The organism is Geodermatophilus sp. SYSU D00965 (assembly GCF_054050075.1).
Window position 1 is genome coordinate 31,893 of record NZ_JBJGYQ010000012.1, and the last position, 13,312, is coordinate 45,204.

A 13,312-nucleotide genomic window follows, 5' to 3' on the forward strand; every position below is an offset into this window, starting at 1 on the left:
GAGGGAGCTCCCCGGGTGTGTCAGCCGACGACGAGGTCGGTGAGGAAGTAGGCCAACGCCGCGACCGCGGCCGCGGCCGGGAGCGTGACCACCCAGGCGACGACGATGTTGCCGGCCACGCCCCAGCGGACCGCCGAGAGCCGTCGGGTGGCGCCGACGCCCATGATCGACGTCGTCGTGATGTGCGTCGTCGAGACGGGGACGGCGAAGACCGTCGCGGTGGTGACCATGACGCCGGAGGCCACCGTCTGGGACGCGAAGCCGCCGGCCGGGGTGAGCTGGATGATCCGGCGTCCCATCGTCCGCATGATGCGGAACCCCCCGGCGTACGTGCCGGCGCTGATCGCGAGCGCAGCGGCCAGGACCACCCACAGCGGCACGGTGAAGTCCTCGATCTCCCCGGCGGTGAACAGCGCCAGGGTGATGACCCCCATGGTCTTCTGCGCGTCCTGCAGGCCGTGGCCGAGGGCCATCGTCGCCGAGCTGAGGATCTGCGCGTACTTGAAGCCGCGGTTGGCCCGGGCGACGTGGGCCCCCCGGAAGGACCACAGGAGCAGCAGCATGAACAGGTAGCCCAGGCCGAAGCCCACCATGGGCGACACGACCATCGGGACGACGACCTTGTCGAGCACGCCCATCCACTGGACGGTGTGCGCGGCAGCGAGCGCGGCGCCGACCAGCCCGCCGATCAGCGCGTGCGACGACGACGAGGGCAGCCCGAACCACCAGGTGATCAGGTTCCAGATGATGGCGCCGATCAGCGCGGCGAAGACGATCTCGAGCCCCTCGGTGCCCTCGGGGGCGTCGATGATGCCCTCGCCGACGGTCTTGGCCACCTCCGTGGACAACAGCGCGCCGACCAGGTTCATCACCGCGGCCAGCGCCAGGGCGACCCGCGGGGTGAGCGCCTTGGTCGACACCGCCACGGCGATGGCGTTGGCCGCGTCGTGGAAGCCGTTGGTGTAGTCGAAGGCCAGGGCCACCAGGACGATGACGACCAGCGCGACGAAGGCGGCGTCCATACGGGGTCAGGACTCCTTGACGGTGATCGTCTCGACCACGTTCGCCACGTGCTCGAAGGCGTCCGCGGCCTCCTCGAGCTGGTCGGCCACCTCCTTGAGCTTGAGGATCTCCAGTGCGTCGAACTCGCCGCTGTAGAGGCGCGACAGCAGCCGCCGGTACAGCTTGTCGGCCTCGTTCTCGATGCGGTTGACCTCGATCCAGTAGTCGGAGAGGTCCTTCAGCGTCCGCAGCCGGGGCATCGCCTCGGCGGTCGTCTGGGCGGCCCGCTGCAGCAGGGCGGCCTGCTGGGTCATCTCGGCCGGCAGGGTGCCCAGGCCGGTGAGGATCACGAGGTCGGCGGCGGCTTCGACGAAGTCCATGACGTCGTCGAGGTCGCTGGCCAGGTTGTAGATGTCCTCACGGTCGAACGGCGTGACGAAGCTCGAGTTCAGCTGCCGGAAGATCGCGTGGGTGGACTGGTCGCCAACGTGCTCGAGCTCGCGCAGCTTGTCGGCCAGCTCGCCGCGGCGGGCGTGGTCGTGGATGAACTCGCTGAGGACGGCGGTGGCCGTCACCAGGTTCTCCGCGGAGGCGGTGAACAGCGGGTAGAAGCTCGAGTCCTTGGGGGTCAGGCTGAAGGGCACGACGTGGGGCTCCCGATCGGCTAGGGGGACCGTCACCCGCCGGCCTGGCGGTCACACGGCCGTCGGGCAGCATAGGTGCCCGTTCACCGCGGGTTCACGCAGGTGTCACGCCCGCGCGGCGTCGGCTTCCCCTCCGGAGAGGGCGTCGACCAGGTCGGCCCGTGCCCGGGCGACCCGCGACCGGATCGTGCCGACCGGGCAGCCGGCCACCTCCGCGGCCTCGGCGTAGGGCAGGCCCAGGAGCTGGGTCAGCACGAACGCCTCGCGCCGGTCGGGTGCCAGCCGGGCCAGCAGGTCGGTGACGACGGCGCCCTCGCCCACGTGGTCGGCGCCGTCGGTGCGCTCGAGCCCCTCCAGGTCGGCGTCCTCCCGGACGAGGGTGAGCCGCCGGCGCCGCCGGGAGCGCACCGCGTCGGCGCAGACCCGGCGGGCGATCGCCAGCAGCCAGGTGCGCAGCGAGGACCGGCCCTCGAACCGGTGCAGGGCACCGAAGGCGCGCAGGTAGGTCTCCTGGGTCAGGTCGTCGGCCGACTGCCGGTCGCCGAGGGCCGCGCACAACCGCCAGACGTCGGACTGGGTGGCCCGCACCAGCGCCGCCGCGGCGAGGGGGTCGCCGTCGACGGCGGCGGAAGCCAGCCGCTCCAGTTCGTCCACGCCGTCCATCCTCCCGGGAAGCCGCCGGCCGGACTGCTCCCGAAATCGGGGGGAACCAACCGGCCCCGGACGACGACTACCCCATCATGCAGTGCACCCCCTACCGCGAGGCGCTGTCGGCGCGACTCGACGGTGAGCACCCCGGTCTGCCGGCCGGCGAGCTCGACGCCCACCTCGCGTCGTGCGCCGCCTGCGCGGCCTGGGCCCGTCGCGCCGAGCTGGTCACCCGGCGGGCCCGCCTGGCCCCGGCCCCGGCTGTGCCGGATCTCACCGCCGCGGTCCTGGCCGCGCTGCCCCGGGAGCTGCCGGGGGCCGCAGCGGCCGCCCGTGCCCGGCTGGCCGCCACGGCGCTGCGGCTGGCCCTGCTGGCGGTGGGGGTGGCCCAGGCCGGGTTCGCCTGGCCGGCGCTCGCCTCCGGGGCGGCCGCGATGAGCGCACCGGTGCACATGGCCCACGAGTCGGGTGCCTGGAACCTCGGCATCGCGGCCGCCTTCCTCGCCGTCGCCGCCGCTCCGCGCCTGGCCGCCGGTGCGCTGCCCTTCCTCGGCACGGCGGCCGTGCTGCTCGCCGTCCTCACCGTCGCCGACCTGCGGGCCGGCCACGTGCACGCCGACCGCGCCCTGGCCCACCTCGTCCTGCTCGTCGGCGTCGCCCTGGTGGCGACCGTCGCCTGGCGGGGGCGCCGGCGCAGGGCGGTCCCCGCGGTCGCCCGCGAGCGGGTGCCGGCGTGACGCGCCGCCCACCGGCCGCGGCGCTGCTCCTGCTGCTCGGCCTGCTGGGGGCCTGGTTGGGTGCGGGGGTCGTGACGGCGCCGCCCGCGGCCGCCCACGCGGAGCTCGTCTCCACCGATCCGGGGGAGGGGGCCCGGCTCGCCGCGATGCCCTCGCAGGTGACCCTGCGGTTCAGCGAGGGCGTCTCGCTGGGCGCCGGCTACGCCCGGGTGCTGACGTCCGACGGCGAGCGGGCCGACACGGGCACCGCCGGGGTGGAGGACGCGACGCTCACCGTGCCGCTGCGGAGCGGCCTGCCCGACGACGGCTACCTGGTGACCTACCGCGTGGTGTCGGCCGACTCGCACCCGATCTCGGGGGCGTACTCCTTCGTCGTCGGCGACGGGGAGCTGGTGCCGGCGGGGAGCTCGGCGAGCGAGGCCGACAGCGACCCGGTCGTCGCCGCCCTCCTGCCGGTCGCCCGCTGGCTGGGCTACGCCGGCCTGGCGCTCGGGATCGGGGTGCCGGTGCTGCTGCTGACCGGCTGGCCCGCCGGCTGGGCGTCGCCGCGGCTGCGCCGGCTGGTGACCGGCGGGCTGGCCGCGGTCGCCGCGGGCGCCGTCCTCACCTTCCTGCTGCAGGGGCCCTACGCCGCGGGCAGCGGGCTGGGCTCGGTGGCCGACTCGGCGCTGCTGGGCGCCACAGCGGCGTCGGCGAACGGCATCACGCTGCTGGTCCGGGCCGTGCTGGCTGTGGCGCTGCTGCTCGCGCTGTGGCCGTCGTGGGGCAGCGGGCAGGCACCCGAGCGCAGCGTCCTCGTCGTCGCCGGCCTCGCGGCGGCCGGGCTGGTGCTCGCCACCGCCGCGGTCGGGCACCCGGTCGCGGGCCCCTGGCCGGTGCTGGCCGTGGCGGCGGCGACCGTGCACACGGCCGCCATGGCCGTGTGGCTGGGTGGTCTGGTCGCCCTGCTCGCCGGGGTCCTGCGCGAGGACGCCCCCGCGGCCGACCTGGCCCGCGCGCTGCCGCCGTTCTCCCGGCTGGCCGCCGGGTCGGTGACCGCGCTCGTCGTCACCGGCGTCGTGCAGTCGGTGCGGGAGGTCGGCTCGCCCGCCGCCCTGGTGACGACGACCTACGGCTGGGTGCTGGTGGCCAAGCTGGCCCTGGTGCTCCTGCTGCTCGCCGCGGCCGGCATCTCCCGGGTGTGGGTGCAGCAGCACCTCGGGATCTCCCGCCCGCGGCCGGCCGGGCGCCGCCGGGTGACCGCGCACGCGTTCTCCGCGACCGCCGACCCCGAACCGCACCCGGCGGTCGCCTCGGCCGCGGGGGCACGGGCCGAGGTCCAGGCGCAGGCCGCCGCCGTCGAGCGCCCCGTGCTGCGCCGCTCGGTGCTGGTGGAGCTGGGCATCGCCGTCGTCGTCCTGGCGCTGTCGGCGGTGCTCGTCGGCACCCCGCCGGCGCGCGCCGAGGTCGCCCAGCCGGTCGACGTGACCCTGCCGCTGCAGACCGCCGCGGGTACCGACGGCAGCGTCCAGGTCTCCGTCGACCCGGCCACCAGCGGACCCAACACGCTGCACGTCTACCTCTTCGACCAGTCCGGGCAGCTCGCCCAGCCGGCCGACATCCGGGTGACCCTCACCGAGCCGGAGCAGGAGATCGGCCCGATCGACGTCGCCCTGGAGCCGGCCGGGCCCGGCCACTACGTCGGCGACGGGATGGCCATCCCGGGCGCCGGCACCTGGACCCTCGCGGTCACCGTCCGCCTCGACGAGTTCACCGCCAGCACCGCCAGCACCACGCTCGCGGTGCGCTGACCCCCGCACGACCCCGTTCCGACAGGAGAACCATGTCCGCACCGCTGCCCAGACCGCTCGCCCGGCTGGGTGTCGTCGTCCTCGCCCTGCTCACCGCCCTGGCCGCCGCCGTCGCGACGGCCGGCGTCGCCTCGGCGCACGTGAGCGTCTCGTCGGCCGACGCCGCACCCGGCGGCTTCGGCAAGCTCACCTTCCGGGTGCCCAACGAGAGCGACACCGCCAGCACCGTGGCGCTGCGCATCTCCATCCCGGAGGAGGCGGCGATGGCCTCGCTGCGCTACGAGGCCGAGCCCGGCTGGACGGTGACGATGACCACCTCGGACCTGCAGACGCCGCTGGAGAGCCACGGTGAGCAGGTCACGAGCTACGTCTCGGTCGTGGAGTTCCGGGCCGCGGAGGGCGGCGGGATCCGGCCGGGGGAGTTCGCCGAGTTCTCGCTGTCGGGTGGACCGATCCCGGACGTCGACCAGGTCGCCTTCCCGACGGTGCAGACCTACAGCGACGGCACCGAGGCGGCGTGGATCGAGCCGACCGTCGAGGGCCAGCCGGAGCCGGAGCGTCCCGCGCCGGTGCTGGCGCTGGCCGGCGGCTCGACGGGCTCGAGCGGCGAGGAGCCGGCCAGTGCCGGTGCGGCCGAGCCGGCGTCCGGTGACACGGCCACCGAAGCCGCGGCCTCGACCGAGGCGGCGGGCGACGGCGGCTCGAGCACCGGCACGGTCGCGCTGCTGCTGTCGATCGTCGCCCTGCTCCTGGGCCTCGGCGGCGTCGCCCTGGGGTGGCGGGCCGGCCGTCGTACCGTGTCCTCGTGACCCCGCACCGCCGCAGCCGTCCGGCCGTCCTGGCGCTGTGCGCCGGGCTCCTGCTGGCCGGCTGCGGCGGTGGCGCCGCCGCCGAGGACGGCGAGGGGCACGACCACTCCGGCGGCGTCGCCGTGGTCGAGGGCCCCGAGGACCGCTATGCCGGCCTCGACCTGCCCGATCCCTACCAGCGGCCCTCGTTCACGCTCACCGACACCGCCGGCCAGGCCTACGACTTCGCGGCCGCGACCGCCGGCACGCCGACGCTGCTGTTCTTCGGCTACACCAACTGCCCCGACGTCTGCCCGACGACGATGGCCGACGTCGCCGTCGCGCTGCGCGGCCTCGACCCGGCGCTGGCCGAGCAGGTGCAGGTGGTCTTCGTCACCACCGACCCGGCGTTCGACACCCCGGAGGTGCTCGCCGAGTACCTGGGCCGGTTCGACGGCGACCTGCCCAACCGCTTCGTCGGGCTGACCGGCGACCAGGCCGCGGTCGACCGCGCGCAGCTGGCCACCGGCGTGCCGCTGGCCGAGGAGCAGGGCCGGCTGCACTCCTCGCTGCTGCTGCTGTACGGCGCCGACGACCTGGCGCACGTGGCCTTCGACACCGGCAACACCAGCCGCGACATCGCCGGCGACCTCGAGCTGGTGGCGGGGGCGTGAGCCGCGCGGCCGGGCGTCTGCTGGTCGTCGTCCTCGGGGCGCTGGCCGCCCTGCTGGTGGCCGGCCCGGCGCAGGCGCACGTCGGCGGCGGGGCCGCCGGCAGCGACTTCGACGCGCGCGTGCTGGCCGTCGAGCCCGCGATGCCGGGCGTCGAGGTGCGGGCGCTGTCGTTCGGCGACGAGTTCGAGGTCGTCAACCCGACCGCCCACGACGTCGAGGTGCCCGGCTACTCCGACGAGCCCTACCTGCGGATCGGCCCGGACGGCGTCTGGCGCAACGCCAACAGCCCGGCCACCTACATCAACCTCGACCGGTACGGCCGGACGACGCTGCCGACGAACGCCGACCCCGACGCCGAGCCGGAGTGGGTGCAGGTCTCCACGCAGCCGCAGTACGTCTGGCACGACCACCGCACCCACTGGATGAGCGAGGGGCTGCTGCCGCCGGTGGTGGCCGCCGACCCGACCCGTGACCACGTGGTGTCCGAGTGGGTCGTCCCCGTGTCCTACGCCGGCACCGCCGTGCAGGTGCGCGGCGAGCTGACCTGGAGCCCGCCGCCGTCGCCGTGGGTCGTGTGGCCGGTCTACGCCGCGGTCGCCCTGGTGGCCGTGGCCGCCGGGCTGCTGGCCCGCGGGCCCCGGCTGCTCGGCGGGCTGCTGCTCGTCGGCGGGGCCGCCGCGCTGTGGCACGCCGCGATGACCCCGGAGCCGGCGGCCAGCACGTCGTCGCACGCGGGGGCCGTCGTCTCGGCGCTGCTGCCCGCGCTCACCGCCGTCGCGGTCGCGGTCCTGGGGTTCGTCGCCTCCCGGCGCGGGCGCGGGGCGATGACCGGGCTGCTGGCCGTCGTCCTCGGCTGGCTGTTGCTGGTGCAGGGGCTGCCCGACGTCGACGTCCTGTGGACCGCCCACGCGCTCTCCAGCGGCCCGGCCCTGCCGGGCCGGGCCGCCGTCGCCCTGCTCGTGGCACTGGGAGCCGGCTGTGTCGTCGGCGGCATCGCCGCGACCCGCCGCTTCCGGGAGACCGGTGGCCGCCCCGGCTCCCGGCCGGCCGAGGAGCCCCTGCCGGTCGGCTGACGAACGGCCGGATCAGTCCTCGGGGACGGGGTGCAGCCGGCCCCGGGCGGCGAACATCTCGTTGGCCCGCTCGAGGTCGGCCTCGAAGTCGACCTCGACGGCGGAGAACCGGGAGATGTCCAGCGGCCGGAACCGCAGCCCCTCGCCGAGGATCGCCGTCTCGATGCCGCGCTCGAAGTAGTCCTGCGGGGCACAGGCGGCCAGGTGCTCGACGAGGACCGGCTTGTCCGCCGACGACACGTAGTTGATCCCCACCGCCTCGCCCAGGCCGCCGACGACGGTCTTGGACAGCTCGGCGATGCAGCCGTCGGCGTCGAGCGTGTACTTGACCTCCTCGTCGGCGACGGTCGAGGTGTCGACGCACACGAAGCTCTCGTCGGCACGCAGTGCCGGCAGCGCCGCCTCGAGCACCTCCGGGTCGAAGACGACGTCCCCGTTGAGCCAGAGCACGCCGCCGTCGCGGGTGGCGCGCAGCGCACGCAGCAGGCTCTGCGAGGTGTTGGTGACGGCGTAGTCGGGGTTGTAGGCGAACCGGACGTCCGGCACCGCCTGCATCACCCGCTTGGCCTTGAACCCGACGACGACGGTCACGTCCGCCGCCGGGCCCAGGACCGCGCGCAGCCCGTCGAGCTGGCGCTGGAGGATGCTGCGGCCGTCGTGCAGCGGGGTCAGCGGCTTGGGCCAGGGCCGGCCCAGCCGCGTGCCCATGCCGGCGGCGAGGATCACGACCTGGACGGGCGCCGGCACCGGCGCGGCGGCCGGGGTCGGGGCCGTGGGCAGCGTGCGGGTCAGGCCCAGGCGTGCGGTGGTGGCGCGGTCAGCGAGCACTGTCGTCCCCTCCTCGGGTCGTGGTGTCGGTTCCCGGCGCCTGCGCACCGGTTGAGAACAGCAGGTCGAGGACGCGCTCGGTGGCGTGCCCGTCCTCGAGGTGGCAGAAGGTCTCGCGGAAGCGGGCGTAGCGCTCGGCGTGCGCCGCGGCCACCGCGTCGAGGTCGGCGACCGCCTCGATCAGCTCCTTGCTGGTCGACAGCAGCGGGCCCGGCGCGACCTCCTCCAGGTCGAAGTAGAACCCGCGCAGCTCGTCGCGGAAGTACTCCAGGTCGTAGGTGTAGAAGAGCATCGGCTTGCCGGTGATGGCGAAGTCGAACATGGTCGACGAGTAGTCGGTGACCATGGCGTCGGCGGCCAGGTAGAGGTCGCGGATGTCGGGGTGGCTGCAGACGTCGCGGACCGGTGAGCCGTCCACGATCTCCAGCCGGTCCATGACCATGTTGTGCAGCCGCAGCAGCAGCACGTGGTCGGCGCCCAGCCGCGCACTGAAGTCGTCGAGGTCGACCGGGAACTCGAAGTCCTGCGGCCCGGTCTTGTTGAAGACCAGGTCGTCGCGCCAGGTGGGGGTGTAGAGGACGACGGTCTGGTCGTCGGTGACGCCCAGGTCGGCCCGGACCGCGGCCCGCACCTCGTCCCGCTGCGGGCTGCTGAGCAGGTCGTTGCGCGGGTAGCCGGTCTCGTGGATCGGCCCGCGGTAGCCGAACGCGCGCCGCAGCCGCTCGGTGCTCGCCGCGTTGGGCGACAGCAGCAGGTCCCAGCGGGCGATGTCGTGCTCGAGGTAGGCCAGCCGGCCCTCCGGCGCCCACCGGACGTCGTTGTGGATCCGCTTGAGCGGCGTGCCGTGCCAGGTCTGCAGGTAGGTGGTGCCCGGCCGCTTCTCCCAGTCCAGCGGGATGTGGTCGTTGGAGATGACCACGTCCGCGCCCTCCAGCGCGGCGATCGACTCGGGGCTGCCGAAGGTCACGGTCGCCACGTCGTCGGGGAACGTGGACCGGGTGTGCGGCGCCGCCAGCCAGGTGTGCTGCGCGTCGACGCCCCGGGCCAGCAGGGCCTCGTACAGGGCCCGCGGGCTGTCGGAGAAGTGGCCCCGGAAGGCCACGTAGACGATGTTCACCGGTCACCTCCCGTGGTGAGCAGGTCGCCGGTCGCCGACCGGCGGCTGAGGGTGGGCAGGAGCAGGTCGGCCAGCTGCTGCCAGGACTCGACGATCGCCACGACGCCGGCGTCGCGCAGGGCGCCAGCCCGGTCGGCCCGCTCGGCCTCGGGCACGAACAGCAGGTTGCCGACGGTGGGACACCCGGCGCGGACGGCGGACAGCGCGCCCGGCACGGAGTCCTCGACGGCGAGACCGGCCTCCGGCGCGATGCCCAGCCGCTCGCAGGCGTGCAGGTAGACCGCGGGATCGGGCTTGCTCGTGGGGGCCGGCAGCGAGTCCTCCGCGCTGAACCGGACCGCGGGCGGGATGAGCTCGTCCAGGCCGGTGGCGGTGAAGCAGGCGGCCAGCCGGGTGAGCGCACTGGAGCTGACCGCGGCCAGGCGCAGGTGCCCCGACAGCGCGGTGAGCGCGTCGGTCGTCTCCGGGTGGGGGGTGAGGGTCGCCCCGAGGTGGGCGGTGACCGCCCGCTTCTCCTCGGCCACCCACGGCTCCACGTCGACCTCGGGGCGGCCGGCCTCCTCCGCCAGCCGGCGCGACGTCGTCCGGAAGTTCATGCCCGTGGTGGCCCGGCGCAGCTCCTCGGCGGTGAACCGGAGGTCCACCCCCAGCGAGTCGAGGAAGCGGTTGGTGACCTCCGCGGAGGCGACGAACGCCGGTTCCTCGGAGGGGAACAGGTTGCCGTCGGCGTCGCAGAGCAGGGCCTCGAGACGGGCGACGAGCGTCTCGGGGAGGGCGGGCATCGGGGGAGTCCTCCCGGGGGTCATCGGGGCAGGGTGAGGGCCGGGCCGGTGTCGGCCAGGGCGGCGGCGACGGTCACCCGGACGCCGAGCCGGTCGAGGCGCTCCAGCGTGCGCTGCAGGTCGGCGACGAAGTCCGGCAGGTCACCGAGGTCGCCGAACACCGGCCGCAGCGACAGCAGCGGCCGCGGGTCTGTGCCGCCGGCCAGCGCCAGGGCCTGGAGCTCCTCGCCGCGCGGGTCCTCGATCGGCAGCGGCCGGCCGTCGGGGCCGGTGCCGCGCAGGTACCGGCACCAGCCGGCGACGGCCAGGGTGAGCAGCGCCGCCGGCCGCCGCTCGGCCAGCGCCCGGTGCAGCGAGGGCAGCAGGTGGTGCGGCAGCTTCGTCGAGCCGCGCCGGCACAGCCGGGGCAGCCCGTCGGCGATGGCCGGGTTGGCGAAGCGCTGCACCAGGGTGCGCTTGTACTCGGCGAGGTCGACCCCGTCGGGCTGGGGGAGCAGGGGGGTGACCTCGTCGTCCATGAGCCGGGTCACGTACTCGGCGAAGACGGGGTCGGCCATCAGCTCGTCCATGCGGGCGTGGCCGGCCAGCGACCCGAGGTAGCCCAGTGCCGAGTGGCCGGCGTTGAGCAGCCGGGTCTTCATCAGCTCGTAGTCGCCGACGTCCGGGACGAACCGGACGCCGACCTCGTCCAGCGGCGGGCGGCCGTAGCTGAAGGTGTCCTCGATGAACCACTGCGAGAACGGCTCGGTGATGACCGGCCAGCGGTCGTCGACGCCGTAGCGCTCGGCGACCGCGGCCCGCTCCTCGGCGGCGGTCTGCGGGGTGATCCGGTCGACCATGCTGCTGGGGAAGGCCACCCGGTCGGTGATCCACCGCGCCAGCACCTCGTCGCGCAGTCGGGCCAGGCCCACCACGGCCGTGCGGGTGACGTCGCCGTTGCGGTGCAGGTTGTCGCAGGAGACGACGGTGAACGGCGGCGTCCCGGCCCGGCGGCGGCGGTCGAGGGCCTCCACGAGGTAGCCGAACACCGTGGTGGGTTCGTGTGGCCGCGCCCGGTCGCGGCGGATGTCGGGCTCGTCGGGGTCGAACTCGCCGGTGTTCGGGTCGAGCGGGTACCCGGCGCTGGTGATGGTGAGGGTCACCATGCGGGTGTGCGGGTCGGCGAGCCGGTCCAGGACCGCCGCGGGCGCGTCCGGGGCGAAGAGGTAGTCGACCATCACCCCGACGACGCGGGCGCGCTCACCGTCGGGGCTGCGCTCGACGACGGTGTAGAGGTGGTCCTGCGGGGCGAGGGCCTCGTGCATGGTGCGGTGGCGCAGGCCGACGCCCACGACGCCCCAGTCGTCGGAGATCCGCCGTTCGGCCAGTTCGTCGAAGTAGATGAGCTGGTGCGCGCGGGAGAAGCCCCCGACGCTGAGGTGCACCACGGCCGGCGTCAGCGACGTCCGGTCGTAGGTCGGCACGGTGAGCCGGGCGCCGTGGCTGTGCAGGGTCTCCTGCGTCAGAGGCCGGATCTCCGGGCGGGCGCCGGTCAGCAGCGAGGTGGTCGCCCCCTCCGAGAGGGCCGCTGCTGGTGGCTCCGGCATGCGCTCCGGCCTCGTCATGCAGCATCAGCCTCTCTCGTCCAGGTGGTGCGTTCGCCCCCTTCGCGCAGTCCGGTGCCGTCGTCCCATCGAAGGGCAACGGCTGGTGCGGCGTCGATCATCAGTACACGGAGAGCACCGATCGTGGCGAATCGGGCCTCGTGCGAGGGACACCGCGGCGGACGAGTGGGGACGTCCAGGCGCGGTGGTTTCACGCCGGGAGACGGGACTAGCCGGAACGGGCGGGTTCCAAACCGGACGCTGATCACACGGTCGCGTGACGCGTGGGGAGTGTGAGGCACGGAACACGGCGTGTCCCGGACGGCGCGCCGACCAGAGGGTCACGAATGCGTCACGGAGTGTTTGTATCGAGGCAACCCCTCCGGCCCGGCGACGGGCGTTCTTCCCCCACGAGACGGGTAGGTGCATGGCTGGTCGACGTCGCGCCACGACCACCGGCGACCGGTCGGTCGCCCGCAGGTCCGAGGCCCCCGACGGGGCGGCACGGCGCACCCGCGGACCCCGCCGGGGCCCGCTGCTGCTCGCCGCGGTCGTCGCCGGCGGGGTGATCGCCGGCGTCACGGGGGTCGCCGGTGTGCCGGACGCCGCGGCCGAGCCGACGTCGGTGCTCGCCGCGCAGCAGGAGCTGGTCACCGCCGACGAGGACCTCGAGCTCCTCCCGCAGGCGTCGATCTCCGTCGCCGAGGCCGAGGCGCGCCTGAAGGAGGTGGCCGCCTCCCGCGCGGCGCGGGCGGCTGCCGAGGCCGCGGCCGCGGAGGCCGCGCGCGAGGCGGCCCGGCCCAAGGCGGTCCTGCCGGTCGCCGGTGCCCGCCTGAGCAGCACGTTCGCCGCCCGCTGGGGCACCTTCCACTACGGCATCGACCTCGCCGCCCCGATGCGCACCCCGGAGTACGCGGCCATGGACGGCGTCGTGCTGCGGGCCGGGGCGGCCAGCGGGTTCGGCCTGGCGGTCTACGTCCTCCACGAGAACGGCGACGTGACCGTGTACGGCCACATGGACGAGATCCTCGTCGAGCCCGGCCAGTTCGTGGAGGCGGGGGAGACCATCGCGCTCCTCGGCAACCGCGGGCAGTCCACCGGCCCGCACCTGCACTTCGAGGTGCACCAGGGCGGCATCGACGGCAAGCGGATCGACCCGCTCCCGTGGCTGGAGGAGCGCGGCGTCGAGGTGTGACCGCCGCGTGGTGGGATGCGGGGGTGGCGGCCGAGGACGCGAACCGGCGGCTGCTGCGGGCCCGGGACGCGATGGACCGTGCCTACGCCGAACCCCTCGACGTCCCCACGCTGGCGCGGATCGCGCACGTGTCCGAGGCGCACTTCATCCGGACCTTCCGCGCCACGTTCGGCGAGACGCCCAACCGGTACCTGCAGCGGCGGCGGGTGGAGCGGGCGATGTTCCTGCTGCGCTCCACCGACCGCAGCGTGACCGACATCTGCATGGACGTCGGGTTCAGCAGCCTGGGGACGTTCAGCCGGGTGTTCCGGGACGTCGTCGGCGAGCCGCCGTCGGTGTACCGGCGGCGGGGGCCGTTGCCGGCCGTGCCGTCCTGCTTCGCGATGGCGTGGCTGCGGCCGAGCAGTTTCGGAGAAGCGCCGGGCACGTGATCGTCCCTAGCGTCGTCCCC

General features: G+C 74.8%; 14 protein-coding genes. 7 read left to right on the forward strand and 7 right to left on the reverse strand.

Annotated elements, in window-relative coordinates; translation table 11 throughout:
- Nucleotides 1-20: 20 nt before the first annotated feature.
- The 3 genes from ACI789_RS12925 to ACI789_RS12935 all read right to left on the reverse strand — a co-directional run bounded on the left by ACI789_RS12925 (nucleotide 21) and on the right by ACI789_RS12935 (nucleotide 2,300).
- Nucleotides 21-1,022 (reverse strand): anion permease, encoded by a 1,002-nt coding sequence (locus ACI789_RS12925; RefSeq protein ID WP_457009567.1) that lies wholly within the window; start codon nucleotides 1,020-1,022, stop codon nucleotides 21-23.
- Between the two features lie 6 nt (nucleotides 1,023-1,028).
- On the reverse strand, nucleotides 1,029-1,646 hold the full coding sequence (locus tag ACI789_RS12930) for a DUF47 domain-containing protein (protein WP_456918864.1): 618 nt from the start codon (nucleotides 1,644-1,646) through the stop codon (nucleotides 1,029-1,031).
- Between the two features lie 105 nt (nucleotides 1,647-1,751).
- Nucleotides 1,752-2,300, reverse strand: coding sequence for a sigma-70 family RNA polymerase sigma factor (locus ACI789_RS12935; protein ID WP_456918865.1), 549 nt, complete (start codon nucleotides 2,298-2,300; stop codon nucleotides 1,752-1,754).
- Between the two features lie 86 nt (nucleotides 2,301-2,386).
- Here ACI789_RS12935 and ACI789_RS12940 point away from each other — a divergent pair, with 86 nt between their 5' ends.
- From ACI789_RS12940 to ACI789_RS12960, 5 genes are read left to right on the forward strand one after another with little or no spacing between them, the layout of a single operon-like run.
- Complete coding sequence (locus tag ACI789_RS12940) at nucleotides 2,387-3,031, forward strand: zf-HC2 domain-containing protein (protein ID WP_457009569.1); 645 nt, start codon at nucleotides 2,387-2,389, stop codon at nucleotides 3,029-3,031.
- Nucleotides 3,028-4,821: a FixH family protein gene (locus ACI789_RS12945; RefSeq protein ID WP_457009571.1), complete on the forward strand. Its 1,794-nt coding sequence runs from the start codon at nucleotides 3,028-3,030 to the stop codon at nucleotides 4,819-4,821. Before ACI789_RS12940 ends, ACI789_RS12945 begins: the two co-directional genes overlap by 4 nt.
- A gap of 32 nt (nucleotides 4,822-4,853) precedes the next feature.
- Nucleotides 4,854-5,630: a YcnI family protein gene (locus tag ACI789_RS12950; RefSeq protein WP_457009573.1), complete on the forward strand. Its 777-nt coding sequence runs from the start codon at nucleotides 4,854-4,856 to the stop codon at nucleotides 5,628-5,630.
- A complete protein-coding gene (locus ACI789_RS12955; protein WP_457009575.1) occupies nucleotides 5,627-6,283 on the forward strand; it encodes an SCO family protein in 657 nt (218 codons plus the stop codon). Before ACI789_RS12950 ends, ACI789_RS12955 begins: the two co-directional genes overlap by 4 nt.
- The gene (locus ACI789_RS12960) at nucleotides 6,280-7,356 is read left to right on the forward strand and encodes a hypothetical protein (RefSeq protein WP_457009577.1); all 1,077 of its coding nucleotides are present in this window, start codon (nucleotides 6,280-6,282) and stop codon (nucleotides 7,354-7,356) included. The genes ACI789_RS12955 and ACI789_RS12960 overlap by 4 nt, the downstream gene beginning before the upstream one ends.
- A 12-nt stretch (nucleotides 7,357-7,368) precedes the next feature.
- Here ACI789_RS12960 and ACI789_RS12965 read toward each other — a convergent pair whose 3' ends face one another.
- From ACI789_RS12965 to ACI789_RS12980, 4 genes are read right to left on the reverse strand one after another with little or no spacing between them, the layout of a single operon-like run.
- Nucleotides 7,369-8,184: a phosphocholine cytidylyltransferase family protein gene (locus ACI789_RS12965; protein WP_457009579.1), complete on the reverse strand. Its 816-nt coding sequence runs from the start codon at nucleotides 8,182-8,184 to the stop codon at nucleotides 7,369-7,371.
- Nucleotides 8,174-9,301 (reverse strand): CDP-glycerol glycerophosphotransferase family protein, encoded by a 1,128-nt coding sequence (locus tag ACI789_RS12970; RefSeq protein WP_457009581.1) that lies wholly within the window; start codon nucleotides 9,299-9,301, stop codon nucleotides 8,174-8,176. Before ACI789_RS12970 ends, ACI789_RS12965 begins: the two co-directional genes overlap by 11 nt.
- Nucleotides 9,298-10,083: an HAD family hydrolase gene (locus ACI789_RS12975; protein ID WP_457009583.1), complete on the reverse strand. Its 786-nt coding sequence runs from the start codon at nucleotides 10,081-10,083 to the stop codon at nucleotides 9,298-9,300. Before ACI789_RS12975 ends, ACI789_RS12970 begins: the two co-directional genes overlap by 4 nt.
- Nucleotides 10,084-10,103: 20 nt before the next feature.
- Entirely contained in the window at nucleotides 10,104-11,687 is a 1,584-nt protein-coding gene (locus tag ACI789_RS12980; RefSeq protein WP_457009585.1) for a mannitol dehydrogenase family protein, read from the reverse strand.
- Between the two features lie 406 nt (nucleotides 11,688-12,093).
- Here ACI789_RS12980 and ACI789_RS12985 point away from each other — a divergent pair, with 406 nt between their 5' ends.
- Complete coding sequence (locus tag ACI789_RS12985; protein WP_457009587.1) at nucleotides 12,094-12,861, forward strand: M23 family metallopeptidase; 768 nt, start codon at nucleotides 12,094-12,096, stop codon at nucleotides 12,859-12,861.
- On the forward strand, nucleotides 12,858-13,292 hold the full coding sequence (locus ACI789_RS12990; RefSeq protein WP_457009589.1) for a helix-turn-helix domain-containing protein: 435 nt from the start codon (nucleotides 12,858-12,860) through the stop codon (nucleotides 13,290-13,292). The genes ACI789_RS12985 and ACI789_RS12990 overlap by 4 nt, the downstream gene beginning before the upstream one ends.
- Nucleotides 13,293-13,312: the final 20 nt, after the last annotated feature.

Bases quoted from the DNA above. Each gene is read 5' to 3' on its own strand.
- ACI789_RS12950 (WP_457009573.1), top strand. From the start codon at position 4,854: ATGTCCGCACCGCTGCCCAGACCGCTCGCCCGGCTGGGTGTCGTCGTC.
- ACI789_RS12940 (WP_457009569.1), top strand. From the start codon at position 2,387: ATGCAGTGCACCCCCTACCGCGAGGCGCTGTCGGCGCGACTCGACGGT.
- ACI789_RS12980 (WP_457009585.1), bottom strand. From the start codon at position 11,687: ATGACGAGGCCGGAGCGCATGCCGGAGCCACCAGCAGCGGCCCTCTCG.
- ACI789_RS12985 (WP_457009587.1), top strand. From the start codon at position 12,094: ATGGCTGGTCGACGTCGCGCCACGACCACCGGCGACCGGTCGGTCGCC.
- ACI789_RS12975 (WP_457009583.1), bottom strand. From the start codon at position 10,083: ATGCCCGCCCTCCCCGAGACGCTCGTCGCCCGTCTCGAGGCCCTGCTC.
- ACI789_RS12925 (WP_457009567.1), bottom strand. From the start codon at position 1,022: ATGGACGCCGCCTTCGTCGCGCTGGTCGTCATCGTCCTGGTGGCCCTG.